Source organism: Nocardia sp. XZ_19_231 (assembly GCF_015355705.1).
Lineage (GTDB): Bacteria > Actinomycetota > Actinomycetes > Mycobacteriales > Mycobacteriaceae > Nocardia > Nocardia salmonicida.
In genome coordinates, this window is sequence record NZ_JACUZI010000004.1 from 659,029 (window position 1) to 679,948 (window position 20,920).

Here is a 20,920-nt window from a genome sequence, read left to right on the forward strand (position 1 = left end):
TGACAACGACGAAGGCGCTGTCCACATCATGTGGACAGCGCCTTCATCATGTTCGGGATCAGACAGGGACGGAACGGTAGCTGCGCGCGACCAGTGCGGAGCGCAGGTACCACAGCCCCGAAGGCTGGGTGGGATCGAACCCGGTGAGCTGGCCGATCCGCTTGAGCCGGTAGTCGACGGTATTGGTGTGTACGTGCAGTACGCGAGCGGTGCGCTGGCGGTTGAGGTTGTTGGCGATATGGCGCTGCAGGGTTTCGAGCAGCTCGGGGTACTGATCCAGCGGATCCAGCAGCGAGCCGAGGAATTCGCGGCCGGGGCCGGGGCGGGTCAGCTGGTATTCCAGGGCGAGCTCGTCGAAGCGGTACAGACCCGAGGTCACCTCGAGCCGCTGCACCATGTCCAGCAATTCGTGGGCCTGGTCGGCGGCATCGGGGACCCCGGTGGTGGTCGTTTCGACCATCGCGGCGGTGATGCCGACCTGTGCGGCCTGGGAGAGCTGGGCCACCAGTGCGGTCAGACCCTCGCGGTCGAACGTCTCGGCCGGGATGAGCACGGTCCCGCCGTCGACGCTGAGCAGCGACAACGCCGAGTCGCCGCAACGCTTGGCCAGCTCGGCCTGCACCCGGCGCAGCTTACGGCGGGCGACGACCTTCGAATCCAGCGCCGGATTGGCTTCCTCGCGGTGCTGTGGGATCGACAGGGCGAAGACCGCGTAGGTCTCGGCGATCGTGATGCCGCATTCGCGGGCCATCGTCGAGGTGCTGTGACCGCCGAGCAGCGCCGAGGTGAGGGTGTGGACGGCGGTGTGGTGTTCGCTGACCACACCGCGGAGCTCACGGACATAGGCCATCGAGATCTGGGCGGTGATCGTGTCGAGCAGTTCCATCACGACCTTGACGCCGCCGACGAGACTGTCGAAGTCCTTCCCGGAGGCGCTCGATACCACCAGGTCGAGGCCCATTTTGAAGCCCTCGGCGATCGAGTGGTGGATCGTGTCGATCGGCACGCCCTCACGGGCCCACGCGCTCGCCGCGTCCTGCAGACGCTGCAGCTGACTGGGGACGTCGCGCCCATCGAGCATGCCGACGGCGAATTCCAGGCAGATCCGGGTGATCGTGGTCACATCACCGGAGATGGCGTCACCCGGTAGCGTGCCGCACGGTGCGACGTTGGCGACGAAATGGCCGACCATCTGACGCGACAGCGCGCGAACGTCCTTGAGTGGCAACGACATAGGCCTGCCCGAGACGGTCAACGACGGTCGGGGTGGATTGTGGACGGACATCTATTTCCCTTCGCCAGTTTCGGCTGTACCCCCCGCTGTCCAGCGAACCTCACCCTAACGAACTACAAAGGAAACCGGAATGGATTGTCAGGTTCTGGGTACGGGGCCCACGACTGGAGGTCGGCGTAGTGACCGGTCACAAGTCTGGTTCTTCGCTATGAGTGGTTGTAGAGTTCAGCGCCATGCGACCTGCCGTCCGTTGTCTGGTCTGGGAACTGGACGAGACCCTGTGGGAGGGTGTCGTCCATGACGAGACCGGCACCACGCCGCGCCCACCGGCACTGCGCACGCTGACGAAACTGAGCGAGCGCGGTGTGCTGCATGCTGTCGCCGCGCGCGGTGACCGGGCCAGAACCCTGCGCACGCTCTACCGCCACGGTCTGTACGAGATGTTCTCGGCGGTCGAGGTCGGCTGGGGTCGCAAATCCGCCTCGATCGTCCGGATCGCAGGCACCCTCGGCCTCGGCCTCGACGCACTCGCGTTCGTGGATGCCGAGCCGGTCGAGCGTGCCGAGGTCTCGCGCGCGCTGCCGATGGTGCGTTGCTATGCCGCTCGCAATGTCGACATGCTCCCGCTGCTGCCCGATTTCCGGCACGACCTGCGGTCCGGCCCCGTACCGACCCCGCCGTTGGGATTCGCCCGCGTCCCCGCCTTCTGAGTGGGACGAATCCGCACCAGCCGCATCATTGCATCGAGTGCCACAATGGCCGGGATCCGGTCATTGTCGCAGCCCTGATCATGGCAGCAGCGACAGCGTGAGCGCGGCCAAACGTTGTGGCGAGGCCACCACGTCGTAAGCCGCGATCTGCCCGTCGCGCACCAGGAACGTCACCGCGAAGACTGGGCCGCCCGCACCCGCCATGACCAGGCCGGGCCTGCCGTCGACGAGGACCAGCACCGCATCGCGTGACCGGCGGCGCAGTGCGAGGGCGCCCTCCGCCACGGCCCTGGCCCCGCGCACGACGACGGCCATCCCGGGCGACAGCGCCGATGGGTCGGCGGTGCGCACCACATCCGGCGCGAGCACCGCCAACAGTCCGCCGAGATCGCCCCCACGGGCAGCCCGCACGAAGGCCGTCACCGCGGCCTGATGCGCGAGCAGTTCGGTCGGCTCGATCCGGGCGGGCGCGTGCACCCGCAGCCGTGCGCGACTGGCGAGCTTCTTGGTGGTGGCGGGAGTGCGTCCGAGCATCGGCGCGATTTCGGCGAACGGCACGGCGAACAGGTCGTGCAGAACGAAGGCGACCCGTTCCTCGGGCCCGAGCGCGTCGAGAACCACCAGCAGGGCCCGTCCGACGGAATCCGCCCGCAGTGCTTCGGCTTCGGGGTCGATGCCCGCGCCGGTCGCCGCCCGCGCGGGCGCGTCCGGCGCCGCGACCTCGGCGCGGCGAGCACGGGTGCGCAGCATATCGAGACAGATCCGCGAGACCACCGTGGTGAGCCAGCCGTCGAGATCGGCGATCTCGGCGTCGGTCGCGGCCAACCGCAACCATGCCTCCTGGACCGCGTCCTCGGCTTCGGCCCCGGACCCCAGCATCCGAAAGGCGACACCGCGCAGGCGATCGCGCCGTTGTTCGAACGCGCCCGCCGATGCTCGGTTCCGGTCCGCGCGCATCGGTCACCTTTCGCTCACGCCGGTCGTCTATCGAATGGACGGCACTCGCTGTCCGATCACGGCGGCTGTCTCCACGATGGCAGAGGCGGCCGATCACCCCGAAACCGGAGGACCTGATTCGATGCACACCACCTATGTTGTCGTCACCGTGCTCGCCGCGGTGGCTGCCTTGGCAGCCGCGCTGATCGACGTCGTTCGTGCCGACTGGGTACGCGAGAACATGCGCCACTACGGCGTCGCCCCGTGGACGCTCACGCCGCTGGCCCTGATCAAGGCGGTGGGTGGGCTCGGTCTGCTCGCCGGCCTGGCCTATCGGCCGCTGGCGGTGGCTGCCGCGGCCGGGCTCGTGCTGTATTTCGTCGCTGCCGAATTCACGGTCGCACGCTCGCGCCGGTACTCGGATCTGGGTTACCCGCTGCCGTATCTGCTGCTCGCGGCCGCTTCGCTGGGCCTCGCGGTGGCATGAGGCACGTGGTGGCGCGCCGTCGCGGGCGCGCCACCATCACCTAGGTCAGGCGTCGGCCAGGATGAAATCCGCGGCCTGTTCGCCGATGAAGATGGCGGGGGCGTTGGTGTGGCCGCGGATGATCAGCGGCATCACCGAGGCGTCGGCGACGCGCAGCCCCTCGACACCGCGGACCTTCAGGTCCGGGGTGACGACGCTGGCGGCGTCGGTGCCCATCCGGCAGGTGCCGATCGGGTGGTAGAGGGTGTGCGAGAACTGTTCGATGGTCAGCGCGATGGTGGCCTCGAGGTCGTCGGGTGCCTCGGGCGGGTAGATCAGCGCGCCGAGCGCGCTCTTGAGCGCGGGCTGCCCGGCGAGCCCGGCACACGCCCGAAGTCCGGTGGTCAGCGCGGCCCGGTCGGCACCTTCGGGATCGGACAGATACCGCGGATCGATCACCGGCTTGGCGGTCGGATCGGCCGAGGCCAGGCTGATCTTGCCGCGACTGCGCGGGCGAAGCAGGATCGCGCCGAGCACCACACCGTGTTCGGTGGCCTCGACCAGACCCTCGTGATAGAACGGCGCCGGTGCGTAGATCAGCTCCAGATCGGGGTGCTCGAGGTCGGGTTCGCTGCGCACGAAACCGTAGGCCTCACCAACATTGGAGGTGAGCATGCCACGGTGGCGGACCAGGTAGTTGACCAGTTCGAGGGGCTTCTCCGCGGTGAACAGCGAGTCCGATTCCACGCTGTAGCCCAGCGCCGAGATGAGGTGGTCCTGCAGGTTCGCGCCGACCTCGGGGGAGTGGGCGACCAGCTCGATGCCGTGTTCTTTCAGCTCGTCCTGATCGCCGATGCCCGAAAGCTGCAGCAGCTGAGGGCTGTTCACCGCGCCACCGCACAGGATGACCTCGCGATTCGCGGTCACGGTGAGTGTCTGCTCGCCGTTGCGGTACTCCACGCCGGTGGCCTTGGTGCCCTCGAACAGCACGCGGGTGGCCAGCGACTCGGCCAGCACGGTCAGGTTCGGCCGCTTCATCGCAGGACGCAGGTACCCGTCGGCGGTGCTCCAGCGCCTGCCGTCACGCTGGGTCACCATGGTTTGGGTGAAGCCTTCGGGCGCGGGCCGATTCGCCGATTCCAGGTCGTGGCCCGCTTGGCGCGCGGCCTCGAGGAACGCGTGCGTCGACGCGCGCGGGCTGCGCTGGCGCTGTACGTGCTGCGGTCCCTTGGAACCTTCGTCGGGGAACTGCGCGTCCTGGACGTTCTCGATCTTGCGGAACTGTTCCACCGCGGCGGCGAAGTTCCACTTCTCGCCCGCCAGTAGCCCCCATTCCTCGTAGTCGGCGCGGAAACCACGCACCCACATCATCGCGTTCATCGATGACGAGCCGCCGAAGGTCTTGCCGCGCGGCCAGTAGATCTGGCGGTCGCCGAGCTCGGCCTGCGGCTCGGTCAGATAGTCCCAATCGCGCTCGCTACGAAACAGCTTCGAGAACGCGGCCGGAATATGGGCGAATTTGTCGTCGTCGGCCGGGCCGGCCTCCAACAGAACGACCGTGGTGCCCGGGTCGGCACTGAGCCGATTCGCGAGCACCGCCCCCGCGGATCCGGAGCCGACGATCACGTAATCCGCGGACGTCCCACCTGCTTGCACTGTCCAACTCCGATCTGCACTGCGTCTGTCGTTCGGCGCGCCTGCTCACGGGCGTGAAAAGACCGCGAGCCCAGCCGGACTCGTCGTCTGGCGTGACGCTGCAAGCAGAGTACTGACAGAAGGCCGACGGTGGGTCGTGCGTGGTTCAGCCCGCTGCGGCGGCTTTACCCGCGCGACGGCCGTAGAAGCTGCCGTCGCCGAGCGAGGCCCCACTGACGTAGCCGTAGGAACACAGTCCCGAGGTACAGCGACCGGCCGCGAACAGGCCCTCGATCGGCTCACCGCTCACGTGCAGCACCCGCGAATCCAGGTCGGTGCGCAGCCCGCCCAGGGTGAACCCGGCGGTGAGCCCGCGCAGGTCGAAGCAGGCCAGCGACCCCTTGATCGGGCGCACCCATTCGGGCTTCTTGCCCAGCAGCGGATCGGTGCCCTGCTCGGCGTGCTGGTTGTAGGTGGCGACGGTGGTCTGCAATGTTTGTGCGGGCAGCCCCATCTCGGCCTCGAGTTCGGCGACCGTCTCGGCGACCCACTTCGGCTGGAAGCGGAAGAACGGGGTGGCGCTCTCGGTCGCGAGCGCCTCCTCGAGCGAGGTCTCGTCGATGATCAGGAACGCCTGGTTGCCGTTCTGCAGCAGCGTCGCCTGACCGATCCGGCCGGGGTAGGTGTCCTCGGTGACGAAGCGCTGACCGCGTCCGTTGACGAGGATGCCGCGCGCCATCATCTGCGGATCGCCGAAGATGGCCACCTCGCTGGCGTCCATGTGCGCGAGCTCGGCGCCGAGCGCTTGGGCCAGCCGAATGCCGATGCCGTCGTGTTCCTCGATGGCCGCACCTGGCCTGCCGCTCAGCCGCGGGGTGTAGCGGTCGATCATCTCGGTGTCGTAGGCGAAACTGCCGGTCGCCAGCACCACACCGCGCGCGGCCCGCACGGCGACGGGCTTGCCGTAGGTGGTGGCCAGCACGCCCACCACCCGGTCCTCTTCGTCGACGACGAGCCGACGGATACGGGTGTCGTACTCGACGTCGATCTCGAGCTCGGCGACGGTGTCGGCGAGTGGCTTCATCAGCATGTAGCCGCCGCTGCGCTCACCGATCTTCTTGCCCGCCAGCTCCGGAACATGGCCGCGCGGAGCGGGTTCGGCGATGTCGAGGAACGGAGCGGAGTTCTCGCCGCCGGAGTACATCAGACCTTCGTCGTGCGGGGGCTCCCAGCCCGGCTCGCCCCAGAACGACTCCTTGAACGGCACACCGCAGTCGACGAGCCAGTTGTAGTGCTCGACGCTGCCCGCGCAGTAGTCGTTGATCTTGGCCTCGTCGACGCCGGGCCCGAGCGCCGCGGTGAGGAACGCCGCCATGTTCTCCGGGGTGTCGTCGAATCCGAGCGCCTTCTGCAGCGGTGTGCCGCCACCGAGGTAGACGAATCCGCCCGCCAATGCCGCCGCGCCGCCCCAGCCGCCGGTTCGTTCCAGGATGAGCACCTTCGCACCGGCCCGCGCGGCTTCGATCGACGCGCACACGCCCGCGATGCCGAAACCGGCCACCACCACATCGGCCTCGAAATCCCAGTGCGTCACCTCGCTCGCGCGCAGCGGGCGGACGGTATCGATCCGATGTGGCTGGTTGCTCACGGGCTTCCTCCGGTGCTCGGGGTGCGGGCGTTACCGCCCATCCTTGGAATGGTGCCGCCAATAGCGCGACAAAACAAGAACGTGTTACAGATTCTCCCGCCCAGCGGGATACTTGCACGCAGATCGGGCTCCGGTACGGTGGCGATCGAACCGACATAGACGAGATCTGGTGGTGATGTGATGAGCGCGAACATTCGAGACATTGCGGTGCAGACCCTGGCGGGCGAGGACACCACACTGGGCGAGCTGGCGGGCGAGCGAGCAGTGCTGCTGGTCAACGTGGCTTCCAAGTGCGGCCTGACCCCGCAGTACAGCGCCCTGGTGGAGTTGCAGAAGACCTACGGCGAGCGCGGTTTCACCGTGATCGGCTTCCCGAGCAACCAGTTCATGGGTCAGGAGCCGGGCAGCGCCGAGGAGATCCAGGAATTCTGCTCGGTCACCTACGGCGTCGACTTCCCACTGTTGGCCAAGGCTGACGTCAACGGCGACGAGCGGCACCCGCTCTACTCCGCACTGGTCGAGACGGCCGATGCCGAGGGCGCGGCGGGCGATGTGCAGTGGAACTTCGAGAAGTTCCTCGTCGGTCGCGACGGCACGGTCGCAGGCCGGTTCCGCCCGCGCACCACCCCCGATGCCGCCGAGGTCGTCCAGGCGATCGAGGCCCAGCTCTGAACTACTGAGCGTTCGCCAGCAGCGCGTACTGCGCCGCGGCCTGGCGTCGAACCCCCGCGGGTTCGGCGCCACTGACGAAGGCGCCGTAGCGGCGGTAGCTCACAAAGCAGCGGGTCAGCGCCGGCGCGCTGCCCGCCCGGCGCTCCACACACCGCGCCTGCGGCAAGCCGTCCGGCGCCGCGACAGGGTGCGCGGCCGCGCTGCGCGTGTCCTGCCAGGTGCTGCCGAACGTGGTGGCCGCGGCGTCGTCACGAAACCGGAACAGCGTCGTGCTGTAGGAATGCGCGACGCTGTCCACCCCACCACGATCCCAGGCCGCACCGAGCTCGGCGGGTTCGGTGGGGCGGTAGTGCAAGCCGGCGCGGCCCGGCCACGACGCGAACTCGCGCGAGGCGATGGCGATCTGCTGATTGGCCGGACCGGGAATCAGCGTGCGCCGCAACAGATCATCGGGATCACGGGGCAGGTCGGCGATCCGGTCGGACGCGGTCGGAGTGAACTTGTCGAGCAGGGGTATCTGGGCGTCGAGGACCGCCGCGACGCGCTTGGCGAGTGCATCGATGTCCGGTGACGGATGCTGCAGGAACAGGCTCACCACGATCTCGCCGTGGGCGAAGGTCGCCCCGATCGTCTTGATGCCCGGTCGCCAATGCGCTTGTGCGGCAGGGTAACCCGGGATCGGCACCGGCCGGTTGTCCGGGCTGACCCCGAAATCGGTCGCCTCGAGTTCGCGCGCCGCCTCTGCGGCGATCTTCGCGCCGGGAAAACGCAACAGCACGACCCTGGTGATCCGCGCGTCGGTCTCGATCGCGGGTTTCGCCTTGTCGAAAGCCTGGGAGCCCTCGGCGATGTCGAAGCCGACGATCATCCGATGCCGTTCCAGCACACCGAGATTGACATTGGAGATCGCCGAGGCATCCGAGGCTCGTCGCGGCGTATCCAAGACATCGGTGCCCCAGCTATGGGTCAGCGCCGGATCGACCTCGTGCGGAAACACCACCGCCCCCGCCATCCGCAGACCTTCCAGAATCGGCCCGTCCGTGGGCTTTCGGCCGATCTCGATATCGGCGGGCACCGTCGTATAGCTGCCGACATCGAGGGACCGGACGTCGATCTCGCCGGGCGTCGCGGTGCCGTCGACGGTGCCGCAGCCGACGAGCAGAACCGCGAGTGCGCCCAGAGCCAGTCGCGCGGTCACAGGGGTGCGGTGCTCAACCATTGGTCGATCATCTCCTGATGGGTGTGGCCCTTCCAGTACACCTGGAGCAGCACAGTCGAATACGGTGCTGCGTCGAAGCGCACCAGCAGCCATGGTCCGGTGGAACCGTTGAAACTGTGCACGGTCAGCGGCCTGCCGTACCTCGACCGCAACTGCTGGGTCGCCCCGGCGGGCAGGGTCGCGACGAACCGCCCGACGGTCTCGGCGTCGGAGTGCGCCATCACCTGCAGCTGCACGCCCTCGCGATCGGTGCAGTCGAACCCCGTGTCCCACACGGCCTGCGGGCTCTTCGTCGCGAAACTGCACCGCAGCCCCCGATACCCTTCGCTGTCGGGACTCGCGGGCAGCAGGTCGGGGAACATCGCGATCGTCGGTCGTGCTGCCGCCCACGCATCGAGAGTGGTGGTGGTCGGCGCGATGGTCGTGGTCGTCGGCCCCGCAACGGTGCTTCCGGATCCTCGGCTCATGAGCACTGCCGTCACGATCGTGAGCGCCGTGACCAACCCGATCGCGCCTACGGCCCACCATGCCGCGCTCCCTCGGCGAGTGCCCGCTCCGTTAAAGCCTGCCCGATTGTTCACATCGAAGCCTCGACCGCCCGCGACACCGGCGGCCGCCACAGGTTGTCTGCCCATCGGGGTGACCTGTTGACCTCGATCGTCGGGCACGAGGACTCCGGCGGAGTCGGTCACCGGACGCGTCGGAGCGAGTCCTGTCGTCAGCGCCGTGGTCGCCGCCGCGACCATCTGCGCGCAACTGGCGAATCGGTGATCGGGATCTTTGGCGAGTGCCCGTGCGAACACCACGTCCACCGCGTCGGGCAGACCCGGCACCAGTGGGCTGATCCGCGGCACCGGTTGCATCAAGTGCGCACCCACCAACGCACCCGCGTTGGTGGCGGTATACGGCGGCCGCCCAGCGAGCAGGTGAAACAGTGTGCACGCCAACGAATACTGGTCTGATTGCGGGCCCGTGGCGCGTCCGTCGAGTTGCTCGGGCGCCGCATACCGCAGCGTCGCCACCAGCGTCCCGGTCCGGGTCAGCGCGGTGGCCTCATCGATGGCCTTCGCGATCCCGAAATCAGTGAGCAGCACCCGCTCACCACTGCCACCCGCACCCTCGCTCAGCAGGATATTGGCCGGTTTGACGTCGCGATGCAGCAAACCGGCCGCATGCGCGCAATCGAGCGCGTCCGCCGTCGCCCGCGCGATCCGCAACGCCCGATCCGGTGCCAAAGCCCCTGTCCGCAGCGCTGATTCGGCATCGCTGCCCGCGACATACTGCATCGCGATCCACAGTCGCCCGTCCTCGCTGCCCCGATCGTGAATCGCCACGATGTTGGGATGATCGAGGCGGCCCGCAAGCTCGGCCTCGCGCTCGAACCGTCCACGGAACACCGGATCCGCCGAGAACGAGGAGTGCAGCAGTTTCACCGCGACGAGTCGCGGTAGTCGCGGATGCCGGGCGGCGTAGACGCTGCCCATCCCACCCGACCCGAGCACCCGCTCGATGCGATAACCGGCGACGATGTCACCGGGCCCGAGCTCGTGCATGGTGCCACGCTAGCTCAGGACCGATGACCACGCGATCGGCACACTCAGCGGCTGATCCTGCGCACGGCGCGTCCGATCGGTGCGCGCGACGGTCACCGGGAGCACGCGCGGCGCCAACACCAGCAGGGCGAGCCCGATCGGCACATTCACCAGGAACACCCCACGCCAACCAGTGCCGCCCCGGTTCGCGTCGACGATTAACCCACCCAGAATCTGGCCCGCCAGCAGACCGCCGGAGACGATCGTTGCCGCATAGATACTGAGCGCCCTGGCCCGTTCCGCTCCGGTGAACGTGCGCTGGATCAGCGTCATCACCTGCGGCGCCATCGCGGCCGCGCCGATGCCCTGGGCGAATCGGAACACGATGAGCGACTGGTCGTTCCACGCCGACTCGCAGGCGAGTGAGGCCAGGGTGAACACCACCCGACCCGCGATGAACGTGCGCCGCTGAGTGAACCGGTCACCCAGGCGCGCACCACCGATCAGCAACACCGCGTAGGCGATCACATAGCCGGCGACGATCAATTGCAGTGCGGCCCCGTCGGTATCGAGGTTCGAGCGAATGGACGGAATGGCGACATTGACAATGGAGCCGTCGAGCACCGCCATGAACTGGCCGGTGAGGATCACGACGAGCACGGCGATCGAGCGCCTGCCCGCCACCGAATCGGGCGCCGGGTCTGGTTCGAGCATCTGGATCATGCTCTGATCGTGGGACCGGCAGGCGCTGGAGGAATAGGAGCCCATCGATACGGGTACTCCGGGTACCCGGCTCCGTGTTCTGGTCGGGCGCGGGTCGGAATAGCTTGTCTGCCAACGCAACCGATGCTCTAGGCTGAAATCGTCCCCTCGGCTCCGATGCTCGAAAGGCGCTACCGATGTCGCATTCTTCTGCCGCCTACCCCAGCGCTGTCCCGGTCGGGGTCGACACCACCCGTGCGAGTATCGCTCGCGTCTACGACGCCGCGCTCAACGGCAAAGACAACTTCGACGTGGATCGCCAAGTGCTGGAACAGGTTCGCACCGTCGCCCCCCAGGTCAACGATCTGGCCTGGGCCAACCGTGATTTCCTCATCCGCGCCTGCCGGTTCCTGGCCAGGGCGGGCATCGACCAGTTCCTCGATCTCGGATCGGGTCTGCCCACCGCGGAGAACACCCACCAGGTGGTCCAGCGGGTCAACCCCGGGTCCAAGGTCGTCTACGTCGACAACGACCCGTCGGTTCTCGTGCACGCGCAGGCGTTATTGGCGAGCAACAGCCGCACCCGCATCGCCGAAGCCGACATCTTCCGGCCCCTGGAAGTTCTCGGTAACCCGACAGTGCGCCGCGAACTCGACTTCACCCGCCCGCTGGCCCTGTTCCACATCGGCACGCTGCACCACTACCTGGGCGAGGACGGCCCGGCCCTGATGCAGACCTACATCGACGCACTGCCCTCGGGTTCGTTCGTGGCGATCGCCCACTTCCACGACCCGGAGACCGCCGAGTACAGCGAGCTCGCCAAGAAGATGGAAGAGAAGTTCATCCACAGCCCGATGGGCAGTGGGCGCTTCCGTACCCGCGACGAAATCCAGGCGATGTTCGGCAATCTCGAGATGGTCGAACCCGGCCTCGTCCGCTGCGACGACTGGTGGTCCGACGGCCCCCACCTCACCCCGCTCTCCGACGTCCGCAACTGCATCGTCGCCGGCGTCGGCCGCAAACCCTAGACCTCGCGCCGATCCGGGCCGGGTCGGCGGAGGGACAGCGCAGCGCGCCCTATGCTGTCGGGCGTGGCACGCACCGAAGGAACTCGAGCGCCCGGCCGCCCGGCCGGGGCCAGCCGTGACGCCGTGCTCGACGCGGCGGTCGAGGCCTTCCTGGCAGGTAAGCGGGTCGACGCGAATGCCATTGCCGCCCAACTCGGTCTCGGCCGCACCAGTATCTACCGGTGGTTCGGCTCCCGGGACGGACTGGTCGGTGCGGCGCTGGCGCGCCAGCTCGATCGCATGGTCGCCTACGCCGAACGGCACAGCACCGCTACCGGCGGCGAACGGCTCGTCGAGATCCTCGACCGCGCCATTCACTGGCTGGTCGAGGACGGTTCGCTGCGCACCTACTTCGATCAGGAGTCCACGGCGGCATTGCGCGTGATCACCCGCAGCGACGGGGTGGTGCACCCGGCGGCGGTCTCGATCGTCGAAGGTCTGCTCGAACGTGCCGAGCAGCAGGGGTATCGTCCGCCCATCGACCGCGCCACCCTCGCGTACGCCCTGGTCCGGCTGTGGGAGGCGTTTCTGTACAACGACGCCGTGGCGGGTTTCCAAGGTGACGTGGAGCGGTTGAGCCGCGTCCAGGTCGCTTTGCTGCGGGCCTAGGTGTAGCTGCCCGTCTGCCGCACGCCCGCGCAGTACCACCCGGCGATTGCGTCCAGCGCCGACCGCCGCGGTATCGGTTGTCGTGTGCGGTGCCATTCGTCTGCCGCCGCCAGAGTCGCCCCGATGAGGCCGTAGGCGAGCAGACGGGTCCGATGCCGACCGTCGTCGTCTGGATGCAGATGAGTGGCAAGCTCGGCGACGAATTCGCCCAGGGCCGTAGCGATTCGGGCCTCGACGGCGTGGTCGCCGAGGGCGCCGGAATTGAAAACCAGCGTCGATGTGGAATGCGGGCCGGACTCGACGAGGCCGAACAAGACTTCCACGGTGCGCCACACCCGATCGAAATCGGAGCTCGCCGCGTCGCGGACCTCGCTCAGCCGGTCGGTGAGCTCGGCCAGGTACTCCAGAATCACCGCGAGGTAGAGCTCGCTCTTGGTCGAGAAATACCGGTAGAGAACGGGTTTGGTGACATCGACGACCGCGCTCACGATGTCCATCGTGGTGCCGTGATAGCCGTGCGCGGTGAAGCTCGTCCGCGCGGCCGTGACGAGCCGACCGCGCTGGGTGCTGTGACGGGTGCCGGATCGGGCCGTCGCGAAAGAAGTGCTCATGTGCCGGATCCCTGCTTCCATTTGATACACGAGGAACTCTATGTAACATACTGGACCATGCAACTGGCCTTCACCGAGGACGAGCTCGCCTTCCGCGACGAGCTTCGTTCCTTCTTCGACCGTGAGATCCCTGCCGACATCCGCCAGCGGAACCGGCACATGCACGAGCTGAGCAAGAACGACTACGTCAGCACCCAACGCATCCTCAACAGCGCCGGGCTGGCCGTACCGAACTGGCCCGTCGAATGGGGCGGGCGGGACTGGTCGGCGGTGCAGCACCACATCTGGCATCACGAAATGCAGCTCGCCTCGGTGCCCGAGCCGCTCACCTTCAACGCCAACATGATCGGCCCGGTACTCGCCGAGTTCGGCTCGCCCGAGCTCAAGCAGCGATTCCTGCCCGCGACGGCGAATCTCGACATCTGGTGGTGCCAGGGCTTCTCCGAGCCCGACGCCGGATCTGATCTGGCCTCGCTGCGCACCGTCGCGGTCCGCGACGGTGACGACTACGTGGTCAACGGGCAGAAGACCTGGACCACCGCCGCCCAGAGCGCGGACTGGATGTTCTGTCTGGTCCGCACCGACCCCACCGCGCCGAAGAAGCAGGCGGGCATCTCGATGCTGCTGTTCGCCATGGACACCCCCGGCGTGACAGTGCGGCCGATCGAACTGATCGACGGTGGCTTCGAGGTCAACGAGGTGTTCCTGGAGAACGTGCGCGTCCCGGCCGATCAGCTGGTCGGCCAGGAGAACCAGGGCTGGACCTACGCCAAATTCCTGCTCGGCAACGAACGCACCGGCATCGCCGCGGTCGGGCAGACCAAGGTCCGCCTGGAGTTGGCGAAGGAATACGCCGCCCAGACCCGGCTCGGCACCGGCACACTCCTCGACGACCCGGCCTTCGCCGCCCGTATCGCCGACCTCGACAACGAGCTGCTGGCACTGGAGCTGGTGCAGCTGAGGGTTGCGGCGAGCTCGAGCGGGGGCGCCCCGAACCCCGTCTCCTCGATTCTCAAATTGCGAGGCACCGAACTGCAGCAGGCCGTCACCGAACTGCTCGTCGACATCGCGGGCCCCGCCGCCGTGGCCCGGGTGGGCGAGACCGACGACTGGGCGCGCCGCACCATCGCCGGATACCTCAACTACCGCAAGACCTCCATCTACGGAGGATCGAACGAAGTGCAGCGCACCATCATCGCCTCGACCATCCTCGGACTGTGAGTTATCGCCATGGATTTCACCTTCACCCCTGAACAGACCATGCTGCGCGACACCGTGCGCAGCGTGCTGACCCGCCACTACACCCCCGAGCGTCGTGCGGAGGTGATCGCCGATGATCCCGGCTGGGATCCGAAGGTGTGGGCGGCCTTCGCCGAGATCGGTCTGCTCGGGCTGACCGTGTCGGCCGAGGACGGCGGCATCGGCGGCGGCCCCATCGAAACCATGCTCGCCCTGGAGGAACTCGGCCGCACCCTGGCGCCGGAACCGGTCTTCGACTGTGCCCTGCTGCCCGCCCTCATGATCGGCCGGGCAGGCACCCCGGACCAGTGCGCGGCCCTGCTGCCCGGCATCGTCGACGGCGAGCAGCTGTTCGCCTTCGCCCAGGCCGAGCCCGGCCTCCGTTGGCCGTACACGCAGGTGGAAACGCTGGCGCTGGACAACGGAGACCAGTGGACGCTGACCGGTCGCAAAAGCCCTGTGTCCTATGGGGATCGGGCCGACCGGCTGATCGTCTCGGCCGTGGTGCCCACCGGCGAGACCGCACTGTTCCTGGTCGATGCCCGTGACGCGGCGGTCGTGCGCACCGCCTACCGCACCTACGACGGGCGCCGCGGCGCCGATATCGAATTGCGTAATGCGCCTGCCGAACTGCTCGGCACCAGCCTCGATGCCGGCGCGGTCATCGACGAAGCCGTGATCACCACCCAAGCCGCACTGGGTGCCGAATCCGTGGGTGCGATGGCCGAGGCGCTGCGCCTCACCACCGAATATCTGAAGACCCGCAAGCAGTTCGGTGTCGCACTGCGCACCTTCCAGACCCTCACCCACCGAGCCGCGGACATGTACGTCTCGCTGGAACTGGCCCGCAGCATGAGCCTGTACGCGTCGATGTCCTTGGCCGACGGAGTAGTCGACCCCACGGTGGCCTCCCGTGCGAAGCGGCGGATCGACCTCTCCGGCAAACATATCGGCCAACAGGCGATCCAGCTGCACGGCGGCATCGGCATGACCGCCGAATATCCGGTCGGCCATTACACCGCGCGGCTCACCACCATCGAGCACACCCTCGGCGACACCAGCGATCACTTGCGCTACCTGTCGGGCCTGCTGGGCGAGCATCAGATGGCGGAGATCTGATGCGTATCCGTGGCGCGGTCCTCGACCACCCCGACCGGCCGCGGCCCTTCGCGTCGTCGCGCCCGATCGGGGTCTACGACCTCGAACTCGACGAACCGGGCCCGACCGAGGTGCTGGTCCGCATCGAAGCAGCCGGTGTGTGCCACTCCGACCTCAGTGTGGTCGACGGCAATCGGTTGCGGCCGCTACCCATGCTGCTCGGTCACGAAGCGGCGGGCATCGTGGTGACACTCGGCGAGCAGGTCGACGATCTGGCCGTCGGCGACCGGGTGGTCATGTCGTTCCTGCCGCGCTGCGAGCGCTGTGCGGCGTGCGCCCGCGGCGGGGCGCTGCCCTGTACCGAAGGAACCCGAGCCAACACCGCGGGTGAACTCCTGCACCACCCCGGCAGGCTGACCAGGGCCGGACAGCCGGTGCGCCATCACCTCGGCGTCTCCGGATTCGCGACGCACGCGGTGATCGACCAGGCTTCGGTCGTCGCGGTCGGCCCTGATGTGCCGCCGGAGGTGGCGGCACTGTTGGGGTGCGCCGTGCTCACCGGCGGCGGCGCCGTACTCAACGTCGCCGACCCGGGCCCCGAGGACGACCTGATGGTGGTCGGGCTGGGTGGCGTGGGAATGGCCGCGCTGCTCACCGCGACCGCGATCGGCGTGCGGCGCATCGTGGCGGTCGATCGCCTACCCGCCAAGCTCGAAGCCGCCCGCGACCTCGGTGCCACCGAAACATACACACCCGAACAGGTTGCGGCGCAAGGAATTCGAGCGCGCTACGTGATCGAGTGCGCCGGTCACCCGGCCGCGTTCGAAACCGCCTTTTTGGCCACCGCTGCCGGTGGAACCACCGTCACCGTCGGCCTGCCCGCCCCGTCGGCCACCGTGACGCTGTCCCCGCTGATGTTCACCGCGGAGGCCCGCACCGTGGTCGGAAGCTACCTCGGCTCGGCCGTGCCGGCGCGCGACATCCCTCGCTACGAGCAGATGTGGCGGGCAGGTCGGCTGCCGGTCGAGAAACTGATCTCGGCCCGCATCGGACTCGACGACCTCAACGAGGCGATGGATCAGCTCGCCGACGGTGCTGCTGTGCGCCAGGTGATCGTCTTCGCACCGGAAGGGCACACACGATGACATCCACTCTTTCCGACCTCCCGGTCGCCCAGTTCCTCGGCGGACACTGGGTGGACAGCGCGACGACGATGCCCGTGCACAACCCCGCCACCGGCGCACAGATCGCGACCGTCGCCGACGGCGACGACGCGACGGCCCTGGCCGCGTTGGACGCCGCGGCCGCCGCGCAGCAGGCCTGGGCGGCCACCGACGCCCGCCACCGCAGCGACATCCTCCTGCGCGCGTTCCATCTGCTGCATGCCGACGCCGAGCGGATCGCGCGCACGATCACCCTGGAGATGGGCAAACCGCTCGCCGAGGCACGCGGCGAAGTCGCCTACGGCGCCGAGTTCCTGCGCTGGTTCGCCGAGGAGACCACCCGCGGCAGCGGAGCCTACTTCCCGGCACCGAGCGGCGGACGCCGCATCGCTGTCCGGAAACAGCCGGTCGGCCCGGTCTTCGCGATCACACCGTGGAATTTCCCCCTGGCCATGGTCACCCGCAAGGTGGCCCCCGCGCTCGCCGCGGGCTGCACCGTCGTGCTCAAGCCCGCGCCCCAGACCCCGCTCACCGCACTGGAATTCATGCGGATCCTGGTGGAAGCAGGAGTGCCACCTGGTGTCGTCAACTGTGTGACGACCTCACGCGCGCCGCTGGTGTCGGCGCCGATTCTCGCCGACCGGCGGCTACGCAAGATCACGTTCACCGGCTCCACCGCCGTCGGCCGCACCCTGCTCGGGCAAGCCGCGCAGGGAGTCCTGCGGGCCTCGATGGAGCTCGGCGGCAACGCCCCCTTCGTCGTTCTGGAATCCGCCGATCTGGACAAGGCCGTCGACGGCGCGGTGCTCGCCAAACTGCGCAACGCCGGACAGACCTGCGTCGCCGCCGACCGCTTCCTGGTTCACCGATCGCGGGCCGCGGAGTTCACCGAACGATTCCTCACCGCCGTCGCCGCGCTGCCGGTGGGCGACGGCCTCGACGAATCCACTCGCATCGGACCCGTGATCGACGGCGCGGCGGTGCAACGGATCACCGCGCTCACAGATGAAGCGGTCAGCCAGGGCGCACACCTGCACACCGTCGGCGCCGAGATCGACGGATCCGGTCACTTCCTCCGACCCGCGGTCCTGACCGACGTCGACACCCGGACCCGCCTGTGGAATTCGGAGGTATTCGGCCCCGTCACCGCGATCCGCACCTTCACCGACCCGGCCGAGGCGCTCCGCCTGGCCAACGACACCGACTCCGGCTTGGCCGGTTACGTGTTCGGGGAAAACTTCGGCGACACCCTCGATTTCGCCGAAGCACTCCAGACCGGCATGGTCGGCGTCAACACCGGCGCGATCTCCGACCCGGCCGCACCCTTCGGCGGGATGAAGTCCTCCGGCCTGGGCAGAGAAGGTGGCAGCACCGGACTGGAGGAATACCAGGAGGTGCAGTACCTGGCCATTGCCCGCTGACGACCCGCGCCTATGCCGATCCGGGTACCGGTACCACCTGGATACCGGGATCGGCCGACAACGTGCTGCGCCGGGTGTTCACGACGCCCGATTGCTGTAACCCCTACGCGCACAACGCTGATGACCTGCGCAGGATGGTGGCCTACCTGCGCGGCGCCTACGCCAAACACTTCGACGACCCGACATGGCAGCGCCTGGTCGACGGATTGTGTACCGACAGCCTAGCTTTCGCGATGCTGTGGGCGAGCAACGATGTGGCGGTGCCGATCAGCTTGATCAAAGAGGCCCGACACCTGGCCATCGGATCGATCATCCTGCATCTCACCAACCTGTCCCTGCCGCTGATCGACGGCGCCTGGGTGCAGATCTTCACTCCGGTCGACGAGGTGCAGGGCGCGAGGCTGACCAGGCTGTTGGCGATGAGCGACGAGCAACGTCGCGCAGTCTGGGTCGACCACGTCGCACAGGTGCACGGCGCCGGCCGCCCGTCGGCCTACAACGCTGGGAGTAGTTCGTCGCCGTAGACGCGGAGACAGCGCAGCGCGAGCTCGATGTGCACCCGTCGGCTCTCGATCGTATGACCCAGGCGGCGCTCCGCCTGTCTGAGTCGATACCGGACGGTGTTGCCGTGCACTCCGAGCAGACTCGCGGTCGCGTCGATATTGCCTCCGGCGCACAGGAATTCGAGCACCGTGTCGCGAAGGCGCGCGATCGGCTCGCTCCGATCGGCGAGTGGGCCGAGTTCGCCCTCGATGAGCGCGCGCACGGATTCGATATCTCCGTCGCCGGTGAGCAGGCAGACCAGGTCGACGTCCCGGTAGGCGGTGACCGCGCTCGCGTTGCGCGCGCTGGTCGCGATCCGCTGCGCGGCACCGGCTTCCAGGTGGCTGCGTCGAAAGCCCGCCAGGCCGGAACGCGGGGTACCGATCGCGAGATGAATGTGCGCGATCGGCGGCACCGGCACATCGGCGAGGTCCGGGAAATGTGAGGTTGCCATCCAGGCCCACAGGCCGTGGACGCCGCTGCTGATCAGGAGCGGCGGTGGCGCCCCGAGGGCGTAGGCGATGTGGGAGGCGTGCTCGCGGAGCAGACCGGTCGCGTGTCGAGCGGGCACCTCCCGGTCGGTCCAGAGAATGAGCGCGACATGGGAGTCGTCCATCGGGTATCCGAGATAGTCGGGCGAATCGGCTGACGGCGCCGGCTCCCCGCGCAGGATGGCCTGAACGATCTCTGTGCGCTGGGCATCGAAGTTGCGGGTGTGGTGCTCACGCTCGTTCATATACGCGGCGACGATGCCGTCGAGGCAGGTGTCGAGCCACTGCGTGCTGTGTTCCCAGAAGATGACCAGGACGGCCCCGCGCAGCTCGGGATCGGGAATCTGCTGGTGGAGCACCTGGGTGATGTATCGCCACAACCCCCGCTGCGCGGCTCGGTAGGTCTTGAGCAGCATGTCCACGCCGTAGCCGCGGCGGGCCACGGTCCGCGCGCCGTCCACGGCCTCGGTGGGTGGGCGCGCCTCGAACTGCGTGCGCCCGATCACCGCGAGGAAGCCCAACCAGTGGGCTCTGGTGGCTGCCCGGACTTCTCGATGGACTTCGACATCGGCAAGGTAGTGCGGGAACGTCTCCTGGATCGCGGAGTCGACAGCGGCCAGGATCAGTTCGGACTCGGACTCCGACCGCATCCGCAGCGCGAAAGCCGCGAGCCATTCGAACGCCGATGCCTCGTCTGCCACGGTGGTCGCCGTCAACTCGCGACCGTGGCGTTCCGTGCGCGGGATCGCCGTCTTCACCGCACGGTCAGGTGGTAGTCGGGCTGTGCGAGGTGCCCGGATGTGGTGTCGGAGGGAGCGGATACCAGCATAGGTGCACCTTAGCGCAACCGGACTGTCGTGTCCGGATATTTCCTGGTCTGCGATGTGCAACGGTGGGGATTGTGGGGGCGTACGAATCGTGCATTCGTGCTTGGAAGGGCGAACAAATTTGAAAAATTCAGTTGGTAGGGCAGGTTCTCGCTGCTACATTCGAATCGGTCAACGCCGGGCGGCATATATATTTCGTGTACAGCGTGGTACCGGAATCCGTCTGGCGTCGGCTGAATTTGTTCAATACTCGAAATACATATCGCTGGCTGCTAATTCTCGGTATTCGAATAGCGCTTCGGTAGGTCACCGGGGGAGCGAACGGCTCGCTGTTCAGGTGATCCGCTCGCGTTGTCGGACTCCCGGGCGTGCACATCCACAGCAGTTACGGCGCCGTTCGGCGCCGAACTGGATCGGCGGATGGGTAACGTTGCCCGGATGAGCTCGCCACGCCGTATCAACAGGGGACCTGCCGCTGCCGCGGAAAACCGCGTCGCTCTGCTCGTCGCGGCGAAGGCCACGTTCGCCGAACACGGGCTCGACGCTCCGCTGAACCTGATCGCGCGCACGGCGGGAGTAGGTCAAGGCAGCCTGTACCGGCACTTTCCGAGCCGTGAGGCGATTATTCTCGCGGTCTTCGAGGAGAACCTCGGCCAGTTGGAGTCGATGGTCGCCAATGTCGACTCGACTCTGGACGAACTGCTGGCGGAGATCGTCGACCAGATAGTCGAGGTCGCGGTCCTGTTCGATCTGTTTCGTCTCGCGGACAGCAGCGACCCGCGCCTGGTGGACATTATCGGGCGCCTCTACGCCTTGTTCGACGAGAAGCTCGCAGACGACAGTCGTCGCGGGAGTGTGCGCCGGGGCGTCACTGCCGAGGAGATCTTCCTGGCCGTGGGAATGCTGGGAGCGCTGCTGAACAAGACGCCGGAATCGGAACGCGCATCGGTGGCGGGCAAATGTTGGGGACTGTTGCTCCGCGCATTGTGTGACTAGAACTCGCGTACTTGACTAGCGAGACGATTGTGTCAAGAATACGTTCCAGCAACCGGATATCTGTGTCCGGTTGTGGTCGAGTATTCATGTCGATCCCGCGC

Annotated in this window: 20 protein-coding genes; 11 read left to right on the forward strand and 9 right to left on the reverse strand. The window is 67.6% G+C overall.

Going from position 1 to position 20,920, the window contains the following annotated elements:
- Nucleotides 1-58: 58 nt before the first annotated feature.
- A complete protein-coding gene (locus tag IBJ82_RS21590; protein WP_370585409.1) occupies nucleotides 59-1,234 on the reverse strand; it encodes a PucR family transcriptional regulator in 1,176 nt (391 codons plus the stop codon).
- 233 nt (nucleotides 1,235-1,467) lie between these two features.
- On the opposite strand from IBJ82_RS21590, the gene IBJ82_RS21595 reads away from it, so the two are divergent.
- Nucleotides 1,468-1,944, forward strand: coding sequence for an HAD-IIIC family phosphatase (locus IBJ82_RS21595; RefSeq protein WP_194827754.1), 477 nt, complete (start codon nucleotides 1,468-1,470; stop codon nucleotides 1,942-1,944).
- A gap of 78 nt (nucleotides 1,945-2,022) precedes the next feature.
- On the opposite strand, the gene IBJ82_RS21600 is transcribed toward IBJ82_RS21595, so the two are convergent.
- Complete coding sequence (locus tag IBJ82_RS21600) at nucleotides 2,023-2,901, reverse strand: sigma-70 family RNA polymerase sigma factor (RefSeq protein WP_194827755.1); 879 nt, start codon at nucleotides 2,899-2,901, stop codon at nucleotides 2,023-2,025.
- Between the two features lie 121 nt (nucleotides 2,902-3,022).
- Here IBJ82_RS21600 and IBJ82_RS21605 point away from each other — a divergent pair, with 121 nt between their 5' ends.
- Complete coding sequence (locus IBJ82_RS21605; protein ID WP_194827756.1) at nucleotides 3,023-3,367, forward strand: DoxX family protein; 345 nt, start codon at nucleotides 3,023-3,025, stop codon at nucleotides 3,365-3,367.
- A gap of 45 nt (nucleotides 3,368-3,412) precedes the next feature.
- Here IBJ82_RS21605 and IBJ82_RS21610 read toward each other — a convergent pair whose 3' ends face one another.
- Together IBJ82_RS21610 and IBJ82_RS21615 are read right to left on the reverse strand one after the other, a co-directional pair.
- Nucleotides 3,413-5,002 (reverse strand): GMC family oxidoreductase N-terminal domain-containing protein, encoded by a 1,590-nt coding sequence (locus IBJ82_RS21610; protein WP_194827757.1) that lies wholly within the window; start codon nucleotides 5,000-5,002, stop codon nucleotides 3,413-3,415.
- 145 nt (nucleotides 5,003-5,147) lie between these two features.
- A complete protein-coding gene (locus IBJ82_RS21615) occupies nucleotides 5,148-6,629 on the reverse strand; it encodes an FAD-dependent oxidoreductase (protein ID WP_370585410.1) in 1,482 nt (493 codons plus the stop codon).
- A gap of 180 nt (nucleotides 6,630-6,809) precedes the next feature.
- Here IBJ82_RS21615 and IBJ82_RS21620 point away from each other — a divergent pair, with 180 nt between their 5' ends.
- Nucleotides 6,810-7,301: a glutathione peroxidase gene (locus tag IBJ82_RS21620; protein ID WP_056817451.1), complete on the forward strand. Its 492-nt coding sequence runs from the start codon at nucleotides 6,810-6,812 to the stop codon at nucleotides 7,299-7,301.
- Between the two features lies 1 nt (nucleotide 7,302).
- On the opposite strand, the gene IBJ82_RS21625 is transcribed toward IBJ82_RS21620, so the two are convergent.
- The 3 genes from IBJ82_RS21625 to IBJ82_RS21635 are packed head-to-tail and all read right to left on the reverse strand — an operon-like array spanning nucleotide 7,303 to nucleotide 10,775.
- On the reverse strand, nucleotides 7,303-8,520 hold the full coding sequence (locus IBJ82_RS21625; RefSeq protein WP_194827758.1) for a hypothetical protein: 1,218 nt from the start codon (nucleotides 8,518-8,520) through the stop codon (nucleotides 7,303-7,305).
- Nucleotides 8,496-10,073, reverse strand: coding sequence for a serine/threonine-protein kinase (locus IBJ82_RS21630; RefSeq protein ID WP_194827759.1), 1,578 nt, complete (start codon nucleotides 10,071-10,073; stop codon nucleotides 8,496-8,498). The genes IBJ82_RS21625 and IBJ82_RS21630 overlap by 25 nt, the downstream gene beginning before the upstream one ends.
- Nucleotides 10,074-10,082: 9 nt before the next feature.
- Nucleotides 10,083-10,775 carry an MFS transporter gene (locus IBJ82_RS21635; protein ID WP_194827760.1) on the reverse strand — a complete coding sequence of 231 codons (693 nt, stop codon included), beginning with the start codon at nucleotides 10,773-10,775 and terminating at the stop codon, nucleotides 10,083-10,085.
- A gap of 176 nt (nucleotides 10,776-10,951) precedes the next feature.
- On the opposite strand from IBJ82_RS21635, the gene IBJ82_RS21640 reads away from it, so the two are divergent.
- Together IBJ82_RS21640 and IBJ82_RS21645 are read left to right on the forward strand one after the other, a co-directional pair.
- Nucleotides 10,952-11,782: an SAM-dependent methyltransferase gene (locus IBJ82_RS21640; RefSeq protein ID WP_194827761.1), complete on the forward strand. Its 831-nt coding sequence runs from the start codon at nucleotides 10,952-10,954 to the stop codon at nucleotides 11,780-11,782.
- Between the two features lie 63 nt (nucleotides 11,783-11,845).
- The gene (locus tag IBJ82_RS21645; protein ID WP_370585411.1) at nucleotides 11,846-12,430 is read left to right on the forward strand and encodes a QsdR family transcriptional regulator; all 585 of its coding nucleotides are present in this window, start codon (nucleotides 11,846-11,848) and stop codon (nucleotides 12,428-12,430) included.
- Here the strand turns inward: IBJ82_RS21645 and IBJ82_RS21650 are convergent.
- Nucleotides 12,427-13,041, reverse strand: a complete 615-nt coding sequence (locus IBJ82_RS21650) for a TetR/AcrR family transcriptional regulator (RefSeq protein ID WP_194827763.1) — start codon at nucleotides 13,039-13,041, stop codon at nucleotides 12,427-12,429. The genes IBJ82_RS21645 and IBJ82_RS21650 overlap by 4 nt on opposite strands.
- A 57-nt stretch (nucleotides 13,042-13,098) precedes the next feature.
- Here IBJ82_RS21650 and IBJ82_RS21655 point away from each other — a divergent pair, with 57 nt between their 5' ends.
- The 5 genes from IBJ82_RS21655 to IBJ82_RS21675 are packed head-to-tail and all read left to right on the forward strand — an operon-like array spanning nucleotide 13,099 to nucleotide 18,486.
- Nucleotides 13,099-14,262 (forward strand): acyl-CoA dehydrogenase family protein, encoded by a 1,164-nt coding sequence (locus tag IBJ82_RS21655; RefSeq protein ID WP_194827764.1) that lies wholly within the window; start codon nucleotides 13,099-13,101, stop codon nucleotides 14,260-14,262.
- Between the two features lie 9 nt (nucleotides 14,263-14,271).
- On the forward strand, nucleotides 14,272-15,399 hold the full coding sequence (locus IBJ82_RS21660) for an acyl-CoA dehydrogenase family protein (protein ID WP_194827765.1): 1,128 nt from the start codon (nucleotides 14,272-14,274) through the stop codon (nucleotides 15,397-15,399).
- Nucleotides 15,399-16,523 carry an alcohol dehydrogenase catalytic domain-containing protein gene (locus IBJ82_RS21665; protein ID WP_194827766.1) on the forward strand — a complete coding sequence of 375 codons (1,125 nt, stop codon included), beginning with the start codon at nucleotides 15,399-15,401 and terminating at the stop codon, nucleotides 16,521-16,523. Before IBJ82_RS21660 ends, IBJ82_RS21665 begins: the two co-directional genes overlap by 1 nt.
- Nucleotides 16,520-17,962 (forward strand): NAD-dependent succinate-semialdehyde dehydrogenase, encoded by a 1,443-nt coding sequence (locus tag IBJ82_RS21670; RefSeq protein ID WP_194827767.1) that lies wholly within the window; start codon nucleotides 16,520-16,522, stop codon nucleotides 17,960-17,962. Before IBJ82_RS21665 ends, IBJ82_RS21670 begins: the two co-directional genes overlap by 4 nt.
- 41 nt (nucleotides 17,963-18,003) lie before the next feature.
- Nucleotides 18,004-18,486: a hypothetical protein gene (locus IBJ82_RS21675; RefSeq protein WP_370585420.1), complete on the forward strand. Its 483-nt coding sequence runs from the start codon at nucleotides 18,004-18,006 to the stop codon at nucleotides 18,484-18,486.
- Here IBJ82_RS21675 and IBJ82_RS21680 read toward each other — a convergent pair.
- Complete coding sequence (locus IBJ82_RS21680; RefSeq protein WP_194827768.1) at nucleotides 18,456-19,712, reverse strand: CdaR family transcriptional regulator; 1,257 nt, start codon at nucleotides 19,710-19,712, stop codon at nucleotides 18,456-18,458. The genes IBJ82_RS21675 and IBJ82_RS21680 overlap by 31 nt on opposite strands.
- 549 nt (nucleotides 19,713-20,261) lie before the next feature.
- Between IBJ82_RS21680 and IBJ82_RS21685 the strand changes: the two genes are divergently transcribed.
- Entirely contained in the window at nucleotides 20,262-20,819 is a 558-nt protein-coding gene (locus IBJ82_RS21685) for a TetR/AcrR family transcriptional regulator (RefSeq protein ID WP_194827769.1), read from the forward strand.
- Nucleotides 20,820-20,920 lie beyond the last annotated feature (101 nt).

What these genes read in the sequence shown, in the direction of transcription:
- IBJ82_RS21600 (WP_194827755.1), bottom strand. Translation starts at nt 2,901, where the DNA reads ATGCGCGCGGACCGGAACCGAGCATCGGCGGGCGCGTTCGAACAACGG.
- IBJ82_RS21650 (WP_194827763.1), bottom strand. Translation starts at nt 13,041, where the DNA reads ATGAGCACTTCTTTCGCGACGGCCCGATCCGGCACCCGTCACAGCACC.
- IBJ82_RS21640 (WP_194827761.1), top strand. Translation starts at nt 10,952, where the DNA reads ATGTCGCATTCTTCTGCCGCCTACCCCAGCGCTGTCCCGGTCGGGGTC.
- IBJ82_RS21625 (WP_194827758.1), bottom strand. Translation starts at nt 8,520, where the DNA reads ATGGTTGAGCACCGCACCCCTGTGACCGCGCGACTGGCTCTGGGCGCA.
- IBJ82_RS21655 (WP_194827764.1), top strand. Translation starts at nt 13,099, where the DNA reads ATGCAACTGGCCTTCACCGAGGACGAGCTCGCCTTCCGCGACGAGCTT.
- IBJ82_RS21595 (WP_194827754.1), top strand. Translation starts at nt 1,468, where the DNA reads ATGCGACCTGCCGTCCGTTGTCTGGTCTGGGAACTGGACGAGACCCTG.
- IBJ82_RS21665 (WP_194827766.1), top strand. Translation starts at nt 15,399, where the DNA reads ATGCGTATCCGTGGCGCGGTCCTCGACCACCCCGACCGGCCGCGGCCC.
- IBJ82_RS21590 (WP_370585409.1), bottom strand. Translation starts at nt 1,234, where the DNA reads ATGTCGTTGCCACTCAAGGACGTTCGCGCGCTGTCGCGTCAGATGGTC.
- IBJ82_RS21635 (WP_194827760.1), bottom strand. Translation starts at nt 10,775, where the DNA reads ATGATCCAGATGCTCGAACCAGACCCGGCGCCCGATTCGGTGGCGGGC.
- IBJ82_RS21630 (WP_194827759.1), bottom strand. Translation starts at nt 10,073, where the DNA reads ATGCACGAGCTCGGGCCCGGTGACATCGTCGCCGGTTATCGCATCGAG.
- IBJ82_RS21660 (WP_194827765.1), top strand. Translation starts at nt 14,272, where the DNA reads ATGGATTTCACCTTCACCCCTGAACAGACCATGCTGCGCGACACCGTG.
- IBJ82_RS21605 (WP_194827756.1), top strand. Translation starts at nt 3,023, where the DNA reads ATGCACACCACCTATGTTGTCGTCACCGTGCTCGCCGCGGTGGCTGCC.
- IBJ82_RS21620 (WP_056817451.1), top strand. Translation starts at nt 6,810, where the DNA reads ATGAGCGCGAACATTCGAGACATTGCGGTGCAGACCCTGGCGGGCGAG.
- IBJ82_RS21670 (WP_194827767.1), top strand. Translation starts at nt 16,520, where the DNA reads ATGACATCCACTCTTTCCGACCTCCCGGTCGCCCAGTTCCTCGGCGGA.
- IBJ82_RS21685 (WP_194827769.1), top strand. Translation starts at nt 20,262, where the DNA reads ATGAGCTCGCCACGCCGTATCAACAGGGGACCTGCCGCTGCCGCGGAA.